The 17948-nt window shown below is 65.0% G+C and carries 15 protein-coding genes; 6 read left to right on the top strand and 9 right to left on the bottom strand.

The genetic code is table 11. From position 1 onward, the window contains the following. Positions 1-152: 152 nt before the first annotated feature. The 4 genes from rho to CA2_RS16230 all read left to right on the top strand — a co-directional run bounded on the left by rho (position 153) and on the right by CA2_RS16230 (position 5016). On the top strand, positions 153-1415 hold the full coding sequence (gene rho, locus CA2_RS16215) for a transcription termination factor Rho (RefSeq protein WP_042419847.1): 1263 nt from the start codon (positions 153-155) through the stop codon (positions 1413-1415). 141 nt (positions 1416-1556) lie between these two features. After that, the gene (locus CA2_RS16220) at positions 1557-1802 is read left to right on the top strand and encodes a type B 50S ribosomal protein L31 (protein WP_042419852.1); all 246 of its coding nucleotides are present in this window, start codon (positions 1557-1559) and stop codon (positions 1800-1802) included. A 163-nt stretch (positions 1803-1965) separates the two neighbouring features. Further along, positions 1966-3663 (top strand): hypothetical protein, encoded by a 1698-nt coding sequence (locus tag CA2_RS16225; protein WP_042419854.1) that lies wholly within the window; start codon positions 1966-1968, stop codon positions 3661-3663. 12 nt (positions 3664-3675) lie between these two features. Continuing rightward, a complete protein-coding gene (locus CA2_RS16230) occupies positions 3676-5016 on the top strand; it encodes an MATE family efflux transporter (protein ID WP_042419855.1) in 1341 nt (446 codons plus the stop codon). A 56-nt stretch (positions 5017-5072) separates the two neighbouring features. Here the strand turns inward: CA2_RS16230 and phoR are convergent, their stop codons facing one another. From phoR to pstS, 7 genes are all read right to left on the bottom strand, one after another. Next, positions 5073-6440, bottom strand: coding sequence for a phosphate regulon sensor histidine kinase PhoR (gene phoR / locus CA2_RS16235; protein WP_439708941.1), 1368 nt, complete (start codon positions 6438-6440; stop codon positions 5073-5075). Between the two features lie 12 nt (positions 6441-6452). Beyond that, a complete protein-coding gene (gene phoB / locus CA2_RS16240) occupies positions 6453-7151 on the bottom strand; it encodes a phosphate regulon transcriptional regulator PhoB (protein WP_042419857.1) in 699 nt (232 codons plus the stop codon). 20 nt (positions 7152-7171) lie between these two features. Next, positions 7172-7873, bottom strand: a complete 702-nt coding sequence (gene phoU, locus CA2_RS16245) for a phosphate signaling complex protein PhoU (protein WP_042419860.1) — start codon at positions 7871-7873, stop codon at positions 7172-7174. Positions 7874-7892: 19 nt separating this feature from the next. Continuing rightward, positions 7893-8693 carry a phosphate ABC transporter ATP-binding protein PstB gene (pstB, locus tag CA2_RS16250; RefSeq protein ID WP_042419863.1) on the bottom strand — a complete coding sequence of 267 codons (801 nt, stop codon included), beginning with the start codon at positions 8691-8693 and terminating at the stop codon, positions 7893-7895. 18 nt (positions 8694-8711) lie between these two features. After that, the gene (pstA, locus tag CA2_RS16255; protein ID WP_042419867.1) at positions 8712-9596 is read right to left on the bottom strand and encodes a phosphate ABC transporter permease PstA; all 885 of its coding nucleotides are present in this window, start codon (positions 9594-9596) and stop codon (positions 8712-8714) included. Further along, on the bottom strand, positions 9593-10609 hold the full coding sequence (pstC, locus tag CA2_RS16260) for a phosphate ABC transporter permease subunit PstC (RefSeq protein WP_045267971.1): 1017 nt from the start codon (positions 10607-10609) through the stop codon (positions 9593-9595). Before pstC ends, pstA begins: the two co-directional genes overlap by 4 nt. Before the next feature lie 94 nt (positions 10610-10703). Continuing rightward, positions 10704-11744: a phosphate ABC transporter substrate-binding protein PstS gene (gene pstS, locus CA2_RS16265; RefSeq protein ID WP_042419869.1), complete on the bottom strand. Its 1041-nt coding sequence runs from the start codon at positions 11742-11744 to the stop codon at positions 10704-10706. Positions 11745-12017: 273 nt separating this feature from the next. Here pstS and CA2_RS16270 point away from each other — a divergent pair, with 273 nt between their 5' ends. Further along, on the top strand, positions 12018-13490 hold the full coding sequence (locus CA2_RS16270; RefSeq protein WP_042419871.1) for a Ppx/GppA phosphatase family protein: 1473 nt from the start codon (positions 12018-12020) through the stop codon (positions 13488-13490). A 174-nt stretch (positions 13491-13664) separates the two neighbouring features. On the opposite strand, the gene ppk1 is transcribed toward CA2_RS16270, so the two are convergent. Continuing rightward, positions 13665-15782 (bottom strand): polyphosphate kinase 1, encoded by a 2118-nt coding sequence (ppk1, locus tag CA2_RS16275; RefSeq protein ID WP_042419872.1) that lies wholly within the window; start codon positions 15780-15782, stop codon positions 13665-13667. A gap of 199 nt (positions 15783-15981) precedes the next feature. On the opposite strand from ppk1, the gene CA2_RS16280 reads away from it, so the two are divergent. Then, positions 15982-16905 carry a Ppx/GppA phosphatase family protein gene (locus tag CA2_RS16280; protein WP_042419874.1) on the top strand — a complete coding sequence of 308 codons (924 nt, stop codon included), beginning with the start codon at positions 15982-15984 and terminating at the stop codon, positions 16903-16905. A gap of 172 nt (positions 16906-17077) precedes the next feature. On the opposite strand, the gene CA2_RS16285 is transcribed toward CA2_RS16280, so the two are convergent. Further along, positions 17078-17815, bottom strand: a complete 738-nt coding sequence (locus CA2_RS16285; protein ID WP_042419877.1) for a 16S rRNA pseudouridine(516) synthase — start codon at positions 17813-17815, stop codon at positions 17078-17080. Positions 17816-17948: the final 133 nt, after the last annotated feature.

Here is a 17948-nt window from a genome sequence, read left to right on the forward strand (position 1 = left end):
CAACGCCAATCAAAACCTGATCACGGCCCATCGCATTGGCGGCCGTTTCCGATCATCTAGGCAAGCCATCGACGTACTGCGCTCTTCGCCGATTACTCTGGCATTCGCCACCTCCCCAGATTTCTTTGAACTCCGCCAAGGAGTAACTCCAGATGCACCTTAACGAACTCAAGGCACTGCACGTGTCTGAAGTCTTGAAGCAGGCCGAAGCGCTTGAGATTGAAAACGTCGGCCGCATGCGCAAGCAGGAACTGATGTTCGCCATCATCAAGAAGCGCGCCAAAGCTGGCGAACAAGTGTTCGCGGACGGCGTGCTGGAAATCCTGCCCGACGGGTTTGGCTTCCTGCGCAGCCCGGACACCAGCTACACCGCCAGCACCGACGACATCTACATCTCGCCCAGCCAGGTGCGCCGCTTCAACCTGCACACCGGTGACATGATCGAAGGTGAAGTGCGCACGCCCAAGGACGGCGAGCGTTACTTTGCACTGACCAAGCTGGACAAGGTCAACGGCAACTCGCCCGAGTCGAACAAGCACAAGGTGATGTTCGAGAACCTCACGCCCCTGTTCCCCAAGGAACAGATGAAGCTGGAGCGCGAGATCAAGAGCGAAGAGAACATCACCGGCCGCATCATCGACATCATTGCCCCGATTGGCCGTGGCCAGCGCGCACTGATCGTGGCCCCGCCCAAGAGCGGCAAGACTGTGATGATGCAGCACATTGCCCACGCTATCACGGCCAACAACCCAGACGTGCACCTGATGGTGCTGCTGGTGGACGAGCGCCCTGAAGAAGTGACGGAGATGCAGCGCTCGGTCAAGGGCGAAATCATCGCCTCGACCTTCGACGAGCCCGCCACCCGCCACGTGCACGTAGCCGAGATGGTGATCGAGCGCGCCAAGCGTCTGGTCGAGCTGAAGAAGGACGTGGTGATCCTGCTGGACTCCATCACCCGTCTGGCCCGCGCCTACAACAACGTCGTGCCCTCGTCGGGCAAGGTGCTGTCGGGTGGTGTGGACTCCAACGCCCTGCAGCGCCCCAAGCGCTTCTTCGGCGCAGCCCGCAATGTGGAAGAAGGCGGCTCACTGACCATCATCGCCACCGCGCTGGTCGACACCGGCTCGCGCATGGACGAAGTGATCTTTGAAGAGTTCAAGGGCACCGGCAACAGTGAAATCCACCTCAGCCGCCGCCTGTACGAAAAGCGCGTGTTCCCTGCGATCGAGCTGTCCAAGAGCGGCACCCGCCGCGAAGAACTGCTGCTGCCGCCCGAAGTGCTGCAAAAGACACGCATCCTGCGCCAGTTCATGTACAACATGGACGAAATCGAGTCCATGGAAATGGTGCTCAAGAGCATGAAGGCCACGAAGAACAACAGCGAATTCTTCGACATGATGCGCCGCGGTGGCTGATACACGCAGCTGCTGAGCACAACCCTCGCCCTTCAGGTTATACTGAGGGGCTTTTTCTTGCGGTAAGTATGTGGGATGCATTTTCGAAACAGAGGTTGTTTCGGGTCCGACACGGCTGCCGCAGTTGACTAAAGGAAGATCATGAAAGAAGGCATCCACCCCAATTACCGCGAAGTTCTGTTCGTTGACCTGTCCAACGGCTTCAAGTTCGTGACACGCTCCTGCGCGAACACCAAGGAAACAGAAACTTTCGAAGGCAAGGAATATCCGCTGTTCAAGCTGGACACCTCCTCGGAATCGCACCCCTTCTACACCGGCACCCAAAAGTCGGTGGACAACATGGGCGGCCGTGTGGAGCGTTTCCGCAACCGCTTCGGCAAGAAGTAATTTATTACTTCCCCTGCCAAAAGACAGCCTGGGCAACCGGGCTGCCTTTTTTCTTTCTACGCACCATGGCTGCGCGCCCGCAGCAGTCGTGGCATGCTTGGGCACCCAAGTGACCGCACCGATTCATCGCCCCTGATCCGGGGGCGCCGTTTTTTCGCTTTCCATGAACCCACCCTCGCCCGCCATCGTTGCCCAGAATGCCGTTCGCAGCCTCCCGCGCTGGATCATGCTGCTGCTGTGTGCCGCCTACGTGCTGGCCGGCTTTGTGGGCCGCGAACCCTGGCGTGACGTGGACATGGCGGCCTTTGGCTACATGCAGACCCTGGCACACGGCGAGGCGTCGTGGACCCTGCCCCTGCTCGATGGCCTGCGCCCTGACGCCCCTGGCCTGCTGCAGTACTGGCTGGGCGCTGTGGCCTTGAAGCTGCTGCCAGCCGGCATGCCGACGGACCTGGTGGTACGCCTGCCCTTCATGCTGCTGCTGGGTCTGGCCTTGCTGTGCACCTGGCAGGCCGTCTTCAGCCTGGCACGCACGCCCGGGGCGCAGCCCGTGGCCTTCGCGTTTGGCGGAGAGGCCTCACCCACCGACTATGCGCGCGCCCTCGCCGATGGGGGCCTGCTGGCCTTGCTGGCCTGCCTGGGGCTGGCCCAGCTAGCACACGAGACCAGCCACACCCTGGTGCAGCTGAGTGCCGTGTGCGCCGTGTTCTTTGCCGCTGCCGCCATGGCCTGGCAGCCCAAACTCGCCGCCGTGGCGGCCCTGCTGGGCCTGCTGGCGATGGCCCTCGGGGGGGCGCCCGCCATGGCCATGCTGCTGGGCGCAGGCGCCATCACCGTCGCTCTGTCGGCCGGCCAGCCCAGGCTGCCCCACCGCTACAGCTGGGCCGCGTGGTGGCTGCTGTGCATGGCGATTGCAGCGCTCAGCGCCTGGATGCTGGGGCAATGGGGCTACCGCCTGATCAACCCCTGGCAACAGGGCAAGGATTGGCAGAGCACGGCGCGCATGCTGATGTGGTTCAGCTGGCCCGCCTGGCTGCTGGCCGTGTGGGCCTTGTGGCGCTGGCGCCTGCAGTTGCGCCAGCCGGCACGTCACCCCCACCTGGCCTGGCCGCTGTGGCTGTGGGCCGTGGCCCTGTTCTGCACCATTTTCACCCTGGAAGGTGACCGGGCGCTGATCCTGAGCCTGCCCGCAGTGGCCGCGCTGGCGGCCTTCGCCCTGCCCACGTTCAAGCGCAGCCTGGGCGCCCTGATCGACTGGCTCACACTGTTCTTCTTCACCATCTCCGCCATCACCATCTGGGTGGTCTGGATCTCCGTGCAGACCGGCTTTCCGGCCAAACCGGCAGAGAACGTCCAGCGCCTGGCCGTCGGCTTTGAGCCGAGCTTTGCCCTGTTCCCCTTCTGCGTCGCTGTGGTCGCGACCATTGCCTGGCTGCTGCTGGTGACCTGGCGCACCCGCCGCCACCGCGCGGCCATCTGGAAGAGCCTGGCCGTCCCCGCCGGGGGTACCGTGCTGGGCTGGGTGCTGCTGATGACGCTGTGGCTACCCATGCTGGACTATGCCCGCAGCTACGCGCCGCACGTAGCGGCCGTGGCCCACTGGGTGCCCCGCGACGTGCAGTGCGTGGGCACGCTGGGCTTCAGCCAGGCGCAGACAGCGGCCTTCCGCTTCCACACCAGCTGGCACCTGGAGCGCGGCCTGCCGCGTGCCACCACCGCGGGCTGCCAGTGGCTGGTGGCCACGCCGGCGGCGTGGTCGGCCATCGACACCGCCCCGGCCGCACAGTGGGAGCTGGTGCAAGCCGTTGCCCGACCGACCGATCGCAAGGACCACCTGCTGGTACTGCGTCAGCGTCCTTGAAGCGAGGCGGCCATGCGTGAACTTGCCACCATTGCGCGGCATGCGGGCACCGTGCTGGCCGGACAGCTGGCGGTCATGGCGTTTGGCGTCACCGACACCATCGTCGCCGGTCGCTACTCTTCCGAGGCACTGGCTGCGCTGTCTGTGGCCTCGGCCGTGTTTGTCAGCGTCTACGTCTCGCTGATGGGTGTGCTGCAGGCACTGCTGCCGATCTGGGCCGAACAGCATGGTCGCGGCGACACCACCGCCATCGGCACGTCCTTTCGCCAGTCACTGTACCTGGCGCTCGGCTTCACGCTGCTGGGCATGCTGGTGCTGGTCTTTCCCGACCCCATCCTGGCCTGGACCGAAGTGCCCGCCGCGATGCAGGCCGATGTGCGCGCCTACCTCATCATCGTCGGCTGGGCCCTGCCTTCAGCGATGTTCTTTCGCCTCTACACCACCCTCAACCAGGCGCTGGGCCATCCCCAGCTGGTGACCTGGCTGCAGGTCGGCGCCCTGGTGCTGAAGGTGCCGCTGTCCATCTGGTTCACCTTCGGCGGCTGGGGCATCGAGGCGCAGGGTGCGGCCGGCTGCGCCTGGGCCACGCTGCTGGTGGACTACGCGATTGCCGTGATTGCCGTGGTGCTGATGCGCCGGCAGGCCCTGTATGCCCCGCTGCAGCTGTGGCAGCGCATGGAAGCGCCCGACTGGGCCCGATTGGCGGCCTTCCTGCGCCTGGGCGTGCCGGCCGGCCTGTCCATCCTGGTGGAGGTCACCTCCTTCACGCTGGTGGCCCTGTTCGTGGCGCGCCAGGGCGCGCTGGCGGCCGCCAGCCACCAGATCGCGGCCAACCTGGCAGCCGTGTGCTACATGGTGCCGCTGTCCCTGGGGATTGCCATCAGCGCCCGCGTCAGCTGGTGGCGCGGCACGGGCAACGAGGCCCAGGCGCAGCGGCTGGCCTGGCTGGGGCTGCGCATCGCCCTGGTCAGCGGCGCGCTGCTGTCGGGCAGCCTGCTGCTGCTGCGCCACCACCTGCCCCAGGTGTACACCGCCGACCCGGCGGTGATCGCCCTGACGGCCACGCTGCTGGCCTGGGTGGCGCTGTACCACGCCGCCGACAGCCTGCAGTGCGTGTGCATTTTCCTGATGCGCTGCTGGCGCGTGACCGTGGCACCGCTGGTGGTCTATTGCAGCCTGCTGTGGGGCGGGGGCCTGGGCGGCGGCTACTGGCTGGCTTACAAAAATGAAGCAACCAGCGCTTATTGGTCCATGAATCCAACACCGTTTTGGATTGGAAGTGCCTCAGCACTTGCGCTGGTAGCTATTATTTTCATTTACCTGCTGTACCGGGTGCTGCGCGCCCACAAGTGAAAAAGCGGCCCGCAGGCCGCTTTCTCTGCGCCGCCAGCAGTTGGCGGACGGCCAGCTCACTTGGGCAGGCGTTCCGGTTCGGCATGCACGCGGCCGCTGTGGCGCAGGCGGTGGGCCGGGAACACGGCGCTGAAGGTCGCGCCGGCCCCCAGCTGGCTGTGGATTTCCAGCTTGGCGCCATGGCGCTGCAGCGCATGCTTGACGATGGCCAGCCCCAGGCCGGTGCCGCCGGTGTCGCGCGAGCGGCTGCGGTCCACGCGGTAAAAGCGCTCCGTCAGGCGGCCAATGTGGGCCGGATCAATCCCGGGGCCGGAGTCCTTGACCGAAAAGCGCGCGCCGCCGTCCAGCAGCCCCTCCCAGCGCACCTCCACGCTGCCCCCGGCCGGGGTGTAGCGCAGCGCATTGCTGATGAGGTTGGAGAAAGCGCTAATCAACTCGGCCTGCACCCCGGCAATCTCCCAGTCCATGGCCGGGGCCTCGGGCTCGGGAAAGCTCAGGGCATGGCCCACATCCGCGCCCTTGGTCAGCAGCTTGGACAGGGCGTGCGCCTCCACCGCGCACTGGCGCAGCATCTGGCCGACCGGGAACCAGTCGTTGTAGGTCGGCGGGGGGCTGCCCTCCAGGCGCGACAGCGTCAGCAGGTCCTGCACCAGGTTCTGCATGCGGCCCGCCTGCTGGGCCATCAGTGCCAGGTAGTGCTTGTGCTCCTCGGGCGACAGATCCAGCGTCTGCAGGGTTTCGACAAAACCCACCAGCACCGTCAGGGGCGTGCGGATTTCGTGCGAGACGTTGGCCACGAAGTCGCGGCGCATGGCCTCAGCCTGCTCCAGCGCCGTGATGTCGCGCGCCAGCAGCAGGTGCCGCCCCACACCGTAGGGGTAGATGTGCACCGACAGCATGACGGGCCGTGAAGGCGAGCTGTCGCGCCCCGCCATCAGCACCGGGTAGGTGAAGTCCTGGTGTGCCCAGTAGCTGCTGAAGGCCGGATCGCGCACCAGGTTGCCGATTGACTGCTGGATGTCGCGCTCGGCATCAAAGCCGAAATGGCGCTCAGCCATGCGGTTGCACCACTCGATATGGCCTTCTGCATCCATCAGCACCAGCCCGTTGGGGCTGGCCTGCAGCGCCGCCAGAATGTCCTGCACGCGCTGCTCGGCCGCGGCGGCGGCCTGTTCGCGCGTGCGCACGGCGCGGCGGACGTAGGTGGCCACCATGCTCCAGACGCCCTTGAGCGCCGGGAACGCCGCCAGCTCTCCGGCCATCAGCCACTGGCGCAACCGTTCAACCTGCCAGTGGTCCCAGAGCATCCACAGCCAGCTGGCCAGCAAAGCGCCCGCCAGGGCGGCCCAGGGCCCCCACAGCCAGCCCGCCGTGCCAGCCAGCACGGCCTGCAGCACCAGCACTTCCATCCAACGCCATGCCAACATCACGAATCCTCAGCTTGCCTGGCGCGACGACAAGCGATAGCCCGCGCCGCGCACGGTTTCCACTAGGCCACCGGCGTCCCCCAGGGCCTCGCGCAGGCGCTTGATGTGCACATCCACCGTGCGCTCCTCGATGAACACATGGTCGCCCCACACCTTGTCCAGCAACTGGGCGCGGCTGTGCACGCGCTCGGGGTTGTGCATCAGGTGGTTGAGCAGCTTGAACTCCGTGGGGCCCAGCTTCAGCGGCTGTCCCCGGAAGCTCACGCGGTGGGTTTCGCCGTCCAGCACCAGCTCGCCCACCTGCACGCGTTCGCCCGCCTGCTCGGGCGTGCGACGGCGCAGCACGGCGCGGATGCGCGCCAGCAGCTCCTGCGTGGAAAACGGCTTGGTGATGTAGTCGTCCGCACCGGCATCCAGCCCGGCGATCTTGTCGGGCTCGTCCCCGCGTGCCGTCAGCATCAGGATGGGCACATGCTTGCTGCGGGGGTCGGCCCGCCACTTGCGCGCCAGGTTCAGGCCGCTGGAGCCACCGGGCAGCATCCAGTCCAGCAAGATGACATCGGGCAGGGCCGCATCCAGTTCGCGCTGGGCACTCACGCCGTCTTCGGCCCACAACGGCGCAAAGCCGTTGTGGCGCAGATTCACGGCAATCAGCTCGGCAATGGCTGGCTCGTCTTCGACGATCAGTACTTGCGGCAGTTTCTTCATGCTTGTTTACCTGAGCTTGTTTAACGCACGGTGGACTCGATCACCGCCATGGACTGGTGGCGGATGTCCTTGCCTTCCACCAGATAGATGATGAGTTCGGCCACATTCTTGGAATGGTCGCCGATGCGCTCGATCGCCTTGGCCAGGAACAGCAGGTCCAGGCTGGGCGAGATGGTGCGCGGGTCTTCCATCATGTAGGTGACCAGTTTGCGCACGAAGCCATCAAACTCGTTGTCGATCAGGTCATCTTCCTTCAGAATGGCCAGGGCCGCCTTGGTGTCCAGCCGCGCCAGTGCATCCAGTGCCTTGCGCAGCAGGCCCGAGGCCATCTCGGCGGCCACGCGCAGCTCGCTGGTGGGCAGGGTGCGGGCCGCGCCGCTCTCGATGATGGACTTGACCATGCGCGCCATCTTGTGCGCCTCGTCGCCCATGCGCTCCAGGTTGGCGGTGACCTTGGAAAAGGCCATCAGCATGCGCAGGTCGCGCGCCGTGGGCTGGCGGCGGCCGATGATGGAGGACAGCTCGTAGTCGATCTCCACCTCCATGGCATTCACGCGCTCTTCCAGCGCGGCGACCTGTTCCACGGCCTCCAGGTTGAACTGGGTCAGGGCAAAGATGGCCTGGCTGATCTGGCGCTCCACGATCCCGCCCAGCTCCATCACCCGGGTGGAAATACGATTGAGTTCGCTGTCGAACTGGGTCGACAAGTGCTTGTCTGGCATGTCTCTGTCTCCTCTGGGGTCAGCCGAATCGGCCGGTGATGTAGTCTTCGGTTTCGCGGCGCTGGGGCTTGAAGAACATTTGTTCTGTCTCGCCGAACTCCACCAGATCGCCCAGGTACATGTAGGCGGTGTAGTCGCTGCAACGCGCAGCCTGCTGCATGTTGTGCGTGACGATGACCACGGTGTAGTCGTCCTTGAGTTCGGCGATCAGCTCTTCCACCTTGGCGGTGGAAATCGGATCCAGCGCCGAGCAGGGCTCGTCCAGCAAGAGCACCTCGGGCTTGATGGCGATGCCGCGCGCAATGCACAGGCGCTGCTGCTGGCCGCCGGACAGGCTGGCGCCGCTTTGGTGCAGCTTGTCCTTGACCTCGCTCCACAGCGCCGCCTTGCGCAGGGCCCACTCCACGCGCTCGTCCATGTCGGCCGCATCCAGGCTTTCGAACAGCTTCACGCCAAACGCGATGTTGTCATAGATGGACATGGGGAATGGCGTGGGCTTCTGGAACACCATGCCGACCTTGGCGCGGATCAGTGCCACGTCCTGCTTGCTGGTCAGCAGGTTCTCGCCGTCCAGCAGGATCTGGCCTTCTGCACGTTGCTCGGGGTACAGCTCATACATGCGGTTGAAGGTGCGCAGCAGCGTGGACTTGCCGCAGCCCGAAGGGCCGATGAAGGCCGTGACCTTCTTTTCCGGAATTTCCAGGTTGATGTTCTTCAGGGCGTGGAACTTGCCGTAGTAGAAGTTCAGGTCACGCACCGACAGCTTGGCGCGACCCGCGATCGGCGCAATGGCCGGGGCCATCCGAGGGGTTGTAGACATCGTGAAATCCTTGCGGTTTTATTTCTGGCGCGTGAGCACGCGGGCCAGGATATTCAGGCCCAGCACGGCCAAGGTGATCAGGAAAACGCCGGCCCATGCCAACTGCTGCCAGTTTTCATAGGGGCTCATGGCAAACTTGAAGATGGTCACGGGCAGGCTGGCCATGGGCTTGGACAGATCGCCGTTCCAGAACTGGTTGTTCAGCGCCGTGAACAGCAGCGGCGCGGTCTCGCCCGCAATGCGCGCCACCGCCAGCAACACGCCGGTGATGACCCCGGCCCGCGCGGCGCGCAGCGTGATGGCGCTGATCACCTTCCACTTGGGCGTGCCCAGGGCATAGGCCGCTTCACGCAGCGCCGACGGCACCAGGGTGAGCATGTTCTCGGTGGTACGGATCACCACCGGAATCACGATCAGCGCCAGCGCCACGATGCCGGCATACGCCGAGAAGCTGCGGAACTTGGCCACCACCACGGCATAGACGAACAGGCCGATCACGATGGAGGGCGCCGACAGCAGGATGTCGTTCACAAAGCGCGTGGTGCTGGCCAGCCAGCTGCGCTTGTCGTATTCGGCCAGGTAGACCCCGGCCATCACCCCGATGGGGGTGCCCACGCCCGTGGCCAGCGCCACCATGACGAAGGAGCCGAAGATGGCATTGGCCAGGCCCCCGGCCTCGTTGGGCGGCGGCGTCATCTCGGAGAACAGCGTCAGGCTCAGTCCGCCCAGACCCAGGCGGATGGTTTCCCAGAGGATCCAGATCAGCCAGAACACACCAAAGGCCATGGCCCCCAGGGACAGCCCCAGGGCGATCTGGTTCACGCGCTTGCGCACCGCATAGCGGGCCTGGCGCTCGGCGGTCTTTTGCTCTGCGGCGATCAATTTTTGGCTGGAGGAACTCATGTGCGTGCCCCTTCGTTCTTTTGCAGGCGGTTGAGCAGCATCTTCGACAGCGCCAGCACGATGAAGGTGATGAAGAACAGGGCCAGGCCCAGGTAGATCAGCGAAGCCTGGTGCAGGCCCTCACCGGCTTCGGCGAACTCGTTGGCCAGGGCCGAGGTGATGCTGTTGGCCGCCTCGAACATGGACACCGAATTGAGCTGGTTCATGTTGCCGATCACGAAGGTCACGGCCATGGTCTCACCCAGCGCACGGCCCAGACCCAGCATGACGCCGCCCAGCACACCGGCCTTGGTGTAGGGCAGCACCACCTTCCAGACCACCTCCCAGGTGGTGGAGCCCAGACCGTAGGCCGACTCCTTGAGCAGCGCGGGGGTCACCTCGAACACATCGCGCATCACCGAAGCGATGAAGGGGATGATCATGATGGCCAGGATGATGCCGGCCGACAGGATGCCAATGCCCACGGGCGGGCCGGACACCAGCGCGCCCAGGTAGGGTACGCCATCAAACCATTCCTGCAGCGGCTGCTGTACATAGGTGGCCAGCACCGGGCCGAACACCATCAAACCCCACATGCCGTAGACGATGGAAGGCACGGCGGCCAGCAGCTCGATGGCCGTGCCCAAAGGGCGCTTGAGCCAGTTGGGGGCCAGTTCGGTCAGGAACAGGGCAATCCCGAAGCTCACGGGCACGGCGATGATCAGCGCAATCAGCGAGGTCATCAAGGTGCCATAAATCATGACCAGACCGCCGTACTGGTCCTGCACGGGGTCCCATTCGGTGCGGGTGAAAAAGCCCAGGCCGTATTCGCTGATGGCCGGCCAGGCGCCCACCAGCAGCGACCCCATGATGGCCAGCAACAGGCCCAGCGTGAGCAGGGCCGCACCCTTGGCTAACCAGGCGAACAAACGGTCTGCAAAGCTGGAGGGCAGCCATGCGTTCTTGCGTGGAGCTGGCGACGGCTGGGCGATCGACCGGGGGCGGTCCGCCGACTCGGCAGCTGCGGAAGACATGATGGAGGACACGGGGGTCACCTCTTTACAAAAAACAAGACCTGCCAGACGCAAGGGCTGCGTCCGGCAGGAAGCGACTGTTCAAGTCAGCCGTTTACTTCCAAGCCACAGGCTTACCGGAAGCATCCTTGATCTCACCCCAGGCCTTGAACACTTGCGTCTTCACCGAGTCGGGCATGGGCACATAGTCCAGACCGCTGGCGGTGGCGTCGCCGCTCTTGTAGGCCCAGTCGAAGAACTTCAGGGCGGTGGCAGCCTGGGCGGGCTTGTCCTGGCTCTTGTGCATCAGGATGAAGGTGGCGCTGGTGATGGGCCATGCGTCCTTGCCAGGCTGGTTGGTCAGGATCTGGTAGAAGCTCTTGCTCCAGTCCGCGCCCGCAGCAGCGGCCTTGAAGGACGCTTCGTTGGGGGCCACGAAGTTGCCTTCGCTGTTTTGCAGCTGTGCAAACACCAGGTTGTTTTGCTTGACGTACGCGTACTCCACGTAGCCGATGGAGTTGGCCAGGCGGCCCACGAACGCGGCCACGCCTTCGTTGCCCTTGCCACCGGCACCTGTGGGCCAGTTCACGGCCTTGCCCTCACCCACTTTGTCCTTCCACTCGGCGTTCACCTTGCTCAGGTAGTTGGTGAAACCGAAGGTGGTGCCAGAGCCATCGGCGCGGCGCACGGGGGAGATCTTGGCATCGGGCAGGGGCACGCCAGGGTTCAGGGCCACGATGGCGGGGTCGTTCCAGTTGCTGATCTTGCCCAGGTAGATGTCACCCAGGATCTGGCCGTTCAGCTTCAGCTGGCCGGGCTTCAGGCCCTTGATGTTGACCACGGGCACGATGCCACCGATCACGGTGGGGAACTGCACCAGGCCCTTGGCCTGCAGATCTGCATCCTTCAGGGGTTCGTCCGAAGCGCCGAAGTCCACGGTCTTGGCTTCGATCTGCTTCAGGCCGGCGCTGGAGCCCACGGACTGGTAGTTGATCTTCACACCGGTGGCCTTGTTGTAGTCGGCCGCCCACTTGGAGTACAGGGGTGCGGGGAAGCTGGCGCCGGCACCGGTGGATTCTTGTGCAGCAGCCACGTTGAGCAAACCGCCCGATACCAGGGCACCGGTCACCAAAACACGCATCATGGACATTTTCATGTAAGCACCTCTCTAGGTTGCAGAACAAGGTTGAAGAAAACTCGATGACGTGAATGTAAGAATCCTTTGTGACATGTCTGTGACATGCATAAATTTATGTCCACCAGCCCAAAAACCACAACGCGGGGTTTCAAAAACCCGTCACAGTCGCGTCACATCTGCGCCCTAGCATGCCAGCCCTGCTGCATGCTTGGACATGCCTCCCCCCCCCTTCGTCCCACCCTTCATGGCTGCTAAGCTGCACCCTTTGCGCCGCCAGCTGACATCTCCCTCATGAACAACGCGATTGCACTTGCCGCCGTAGATCTTGGCTCCAACAGTTTCCGCCTGGAAATCGGCAGCTACGAACACCTCCAGATCCACCGCCTGGAGTACCTGAAGGAAACCGTGCGCCAGGGCAATGGCCTGGACAGCAATCGCAACCTGACGCAGGAGTCCATGGAGCGCGGCTGGGCCTGCCTGGCGCGCTTTGGCGAGCGCCTGCGGGGGTTTGACCCGCAGCGCGTGCGCGCCGTGGCCACGCAGACCCTGCGCGAAGCCCGCAACCGCGATGAATTCATCGACAAGGGCAGCGAACTGCTGGGCTTTCCGATCGAAATCATCACCGGCGAGGAAGAAGCCGCGCTGATCTACCGCGGCGTGGTCAGCCAGCTGCCGGCCACGGACGAACGCCGCCTGGTGATCGACATCGGCGGGCGCTCCACTGAATTCGTGCTCGGCCAGGGCAGCGTGGCCCAGTCCGTGGCCTCCTACCGCATCGGCAGCGTGGCCTGGACCTCGCGCTACTTCCCCTCCGGCGCGATCACGGCCGAAGCCTTCCAGACGGCGGAAATCGCCGCCCGTGCCGTGCTGGACGAGGCCCTGGACACCTTCCGCCCCGGCAGCTGGGACGTGGCCTACGCCTCCGCCGGCACGGCCAACGCCGTGGGCGAAACCCTGGCCGCCAATGGCCAGGGCCAGGGCGTCATCACCCGCGCCGGGCTGGACTGGCTGCAGCAGCAACTGCTGCGCGCCCAGCACCTGGACCGCGTCAAGCTGGAAGGCCTGAAGGAAGACCGCCGCCCCGTGGTGGCCGGCGGCCTGGCGGTGCTGCGCGCCGTGTTCGACCTGCTGGGCCTGGAAAGCATGCAGGTGGCCCAGGGCGCGCTGCGCCTGGGGGTGCTGTATGGCCTGGTGGACGATGAGCAGATCGGCGACATCCACACCGCCAGCGTGCTGGGGCTGATGCAACGCTTTGGCGTCAACAGCGTGCACGCGCGCCACGTGGCCGAAACGGCGCAACAGCTGTGGCTGCAGCTGCACCCCGGCGAGGCCCATGCCCCGGCCAGCCTGGCCTGGGCCGGCCTGCTGCACGAGGTGGGTTGCCGCATCTCGCGCAGCAACTACCACCGCCACAGCGCCTACATCCTGGAGCACAGCAACGCCCCGGGCTTCACGCCGGCCGAGCTGGAGCACCTGGGCCAGTTGGTGCTGGGCCACCGCGGCAAGCTCAAGAAGATGGAAGCCTTCATGCACCGTCCGGACCACGCGCTGCAACTGCTGTGCCTGCGCCTGGCGACGGTGCTGTGCAACTCGCGCCGCGCGCCCGACCTGCACGGTGTGGAACTGCAGCGCGCTGGCCAGCAATTGCGGCTGCACACGCCCGCGGGCTGGACCCAGCGCTTCCCGCTCAGCGCCCAGCTGCTGCGCGAAGAGGCCGAGGCCATCAGCAAGAGCGACTGGCAGTTGCTGCTGCAACTGGACTGAAACAGGAGCTGGCAGCGCTTGCCAAGCAAGGTTTTGCAATGCTTTTCAACAGGAAAGCATTGCACAGCAAGCTCCAACAGCTATGGTTTTGCAAGCCACACAAAAAAACGGATGCCCAGGCATCCGTTTTTTGTTGCAGGCCACCGTGCAGCCAACGGCCTGGCGGTGCCGGCGTCAGGCGCTGTACAGCTGCATCAAGGCGGTCTGCGCACCATGGCCGGTCTGCGGGTGCGCTGCCGTCAGGTAGCTGCCATCGGGCTGCTGGATCCACGCGTCGCGGTCGTCGTGCAGATAGGCCACCAGGCACTCGTCGATCACGCGCTGGCGCAGGCGGGGCTCGGTCACCGGCCAGGCCAGTTCCACCCGGCGCGTCATGTTGCGGCGCATCCAGTCGGCGCTCGACAGCAGCAGGTGCTCGTGCTGCGTGCCCCAGGCGAAATAGAACACGCGCGAGTGCTCCAGGAAGCGGCCGATGATGGAGCGCACGCGGATGTTGTCCGTCGCCCCCGGCACCTGCGGCGGCAGCATACAGGCGCCGCGCACGATCAGATCGATCTGCACGCCGGCCTGCCCGGCCTCCACCAGCGCCTGGATCAGCACCTCATCGGTCATGGCGTTGCTCTTGATCACCACCCGCGCATACTCGCCCTTGAGGGCCGCTTTCTTGCACGACTCCAGGTGCGCCCGCATGGTCTGCTGCAGCATGAAGGGCGCCATCACCAGCTTGTTCAGCTGCGGGCGGGTGTTGGGGCTGGCCAGGTGGCGGAAGACCGCGTCCATGTCCGCCGTCAGCACCGGGTCGCAGGTCAGGTAGCTCAGGTCGGTGTACAGGCGCGCCGTCTTGGGGTTGTAGTTGCCGGTGGACAGGTGGCCATAGCGGCGCAGGCCTCGGCCCTCGCGGCGCGTGATCAGCAGCATCTTGGCGTGGGTCTTGAGGCCCACCACGCCATACACCACTTGGGCGCCCACCGCTTCCAACGCATCGGCCCAATTGATGTTGGCCTCTTCGTCAAAGCGCGCTTTCAGCTCCACCACCGCCATGACTTCCTTGCCCAGGCGCACGGCCTTGCCCAGCAGGTCCATCAGCTCGGACTTCGCCCCGGTGCGGTAAATCGTCTGCTTGATCGCCACCACATCGGGGTCGTGCACGGCTTCACGCAGCAGCTCCAGCACGGCATCGAACTGCTCGAACGGCTGGTGGATCAGCACATCCTGCTTGCGCATCTGCGCCATGACCTTGGCCGTGGGCTTGAGCTGGCGCGGCCAACTGGCCTGCCAGGGCTGGAACAGCATGCCCGGCGCGTTGACCAGGTCGATCAGCTCCGACAGGCGCACCAGGTTCACCGGCCCGGGCACACGGAACAGCGCCTGCGGCGGCAGGTCAAACTCCTGCAGCAGCGTCCCGGCGAGAAAATCCGAACAGCGATCGCTGACTTCCAGCCGCACCGCCTGGCCGAACTGGCGGTAGGCCAACTCCTGGCGCAGCGCCGTGCGCAGGTCGTCCACCTCATCCTCTTCCACCAGCAACTCGGTGTTGCGCGTCACGCGAAACTGCACCGCCTCGACCACCTCGCGGCCATCGAACAGCTCAGCCAGGTGAGCACGCACCATGCTGGACAGGCTGACAAACAAGCGCTGCTTGCCCGAAATGCTGGCGGGCAAGGCCATCAGCCGCGGCAAGGCGCGCGGTAGCTTCACGATGGCCACCTCGTTGGCGCGGCCAAAGGCATCACCACCCTTGAGGCGCACCACCATGTTCAGGGATTTGTTGGCCACCTGCGGGAACGGGTGGGCCGGGTCCAGCGCCACAGGCACCAGCAAAGGCTTGACCGCCTGCAGGAAGTGCCGGTGCACCCACTTGCGTTGCGCGGCCGTGCGCTCGTGGTGGTGCACGATGCGGATGCCCGCCGCATGGAAGGCCGGCAGCAGGGACTGGTTGTACAGCGCGTACTGGCGGGCCACCAGGTCCTGGGCCTTGCGCAGCAACTGCAGGCCGTCGGCGGCGTTGTACACGCCTTGCGCCATGGTCTTGACGGCGACGATCTGCGGGGCCGCCCGCACCTCGAAAAACTCATCCAGATTGGACGAGACGATGCACAGATAGCGCAGGCGCTCCAGCAGCGGCACATCCTCACGCCGCGCCCAGTCCATGACCCGTTCGTTGAACGCCAGAATGCAGTGGTCGCGCGGCAGCAGTGCCAAACCCGCCGTCGCAGCGGCTTCGCCCGCGGGGGCCACATCGTCAACCACGCCGGCTTCGGCTGCCTTGGGAACCTCGGCAGGCAGTGTCATGAATTCAGGAAGCGGGGCAATGGTCTGTTCTGTTCTGGATGGCATGGAAACTCTTTGGCTACGCCAATTCAGTATCCGCAAGATGTGTGACGAAACCGTGACAGCCACATGACTGTTTGATGCACACCAAACACAGGCGGTTCTCCGGAAGGCGCTGTGCTGATGGTAATCTGGCGGGCTGCGCGTTTCTCCCTGCCCCATGAAAGCTCCCCTGCTCGCCACCATCGACATCGGCTCGAACAGCATCCTGCTGCTGATGGGCCGCATCGTCAACGGCAGGCTGCAGATCGAACACCAGCGCAAGGAAACCATCCGCCTGGGGGGCGCCCTGGACCCCAGCGGCAACCTGCAACCGCAGGCCCTCGAACGCGGCCTGGATTGCCTGCGCAGCTATGCCGGCCTGATGACCCAGGTGGCGCCCGAACACCGCCGCGCCGTGGCCACCCAGACCCTGCGCGAAGCCCACAATCGCGACATCTTCCTGTTACAAGCCTGCACGATCCTGGGCTGTGCGGTGGAACTGATCTCTGGCGAGCGTGAGGCCACACTCATTTACCAGGGTGTCAGCAGCTTGCTGCCCGACAGTGCGGCGCCACGCCTAGTGATCGACATTGGCGGGCGCTCCACCGAGATCTGCATCGGTCGCCACCACACGCTGCAGGCGGCCATCTCCTGCCCCATCGGCAGCGTGGCCTGGGCCCAGCGCTTTTTCGACCAGGGCACTCTGGCCGCCTCCTGCTTTGAAGCCGCCCAGGCGGCGGCCCAGGCGACCCTGCAGCCCCATGTGGCGCCGTTGCAGGCGCTGCCCTGGCAGCAGGTGTTCGGTTCTTCCGGCACCGCAGGGGCGATTGGCAAGGCCCTGCACCAGATGGGCCACCCCGCTGGCGAAATCAGCCGCACCGCGCTGCACCAGCTGCGCGCGCAGTTGATACAGGCCGGGCACATCCAGCACCTGCCCCTGCCCGGCGTGCGCGAGGAACTGCGCCCGGTGATTGGCGGGGGCGTCAGCATCATGTGCGCCGTCTTCGATGCGCTGCAGCTGCAGCACATGCGGGTGGCCCAGGGGGCCTTGCGCCATGGCCTGATGTTCGAACTGCACCAATCCCTGCCACTTCACGCCTGAGCCATCTAGCCCGGGGCTTGGGAAAACGACTTTCAGGTTGCCAGGGTTGGCAGGCTGCCATGCGGGTTGACCGCTACTGCCGCGGCCAGTTCGTGCTGCCCACTTGCAGGAATGCGCATCGAATCTGGGCTGCCCCACCCGGACATGGCGCAGGGCAATGCCGTCGCCCCGATTAACGCAGCAAGGCCAGATCGGCGGCGTGCAGCCACCGCCACTCGCCAGGCTGCATGCCAGCGGGCAGCTCCAGTCCGCCAATCTTCCAGCGGTGCAGGCCCTCCACCCGGTTGCCCACGGCGGCCAGCATGCGTTTGACCTGGTGGTATTTGCCTTCAGTCAGGGTCAAATCCAGCACCAGTTCCGACACTTGCACGCACGCGGCGGCCTTCACCGGCTTGGGGTCGTCATCGAGCACCACGCCCGCCAGCAACTTGTCCACCATCGCCTGCGTGATCGGGTGCTTGGTGGTCACGCGGTAAACCTTGGGCACATGCTTCTTGGGCGAGCTCATGCGGTGAATGAACTGCCCGTCATCGCTGAGCAGCAACAAGCCCGTCGTATCCTGGTCCAGGCGCCCCACGGCCTGCAGCCCCTGCACCGCGCCCTTGTTTGGGCGCTGGCGCAACGGTGCGGGCAGCAAGGTATAGATGCTGGGGTGGGCCGACGGTTTTTGCGAACACTCCGTGCCCTCGGGCTTGTACAGCAGAACATAGCCTTTCTCGTGGTATTCCCAGTCAACACCCTGGACCCGGAAGCGCAGCCCTTCAGGCTCGTAGTCCGCCGTCGAGTCCTTGATTTGCACGGGTTGCTCCACCCCAGGGGTGTAGACCTCCACCCAGCCCTGCTGAATCAGGCCCGAGCACACACGGCGAATACCGAAACCTTGCGAATAAAGAATGTCCTGCAACTGCATTTACATCACCTTGGCCGCGGATGGCGGCATCAAAAACCAGAGCTGCTTGCGTACAAGCACAGCCACTATCCCAATATTTCAATCCTCAAAGCACCGTTCACACGGCGCGGGCAGCTATCACTTGGATGATAAA

It is taken from the genome of Comamonas aquatica NBRC 14918 (assembly GCF_000739875.1).
In the GTDB taxonomy this organism is placed as follows: Bacteria; Pseudomonadota; Gammaproteobacteria; order Burkholderiales; family Burkholderiaceae_C; genus Comamonas; species Comamonas aquatica.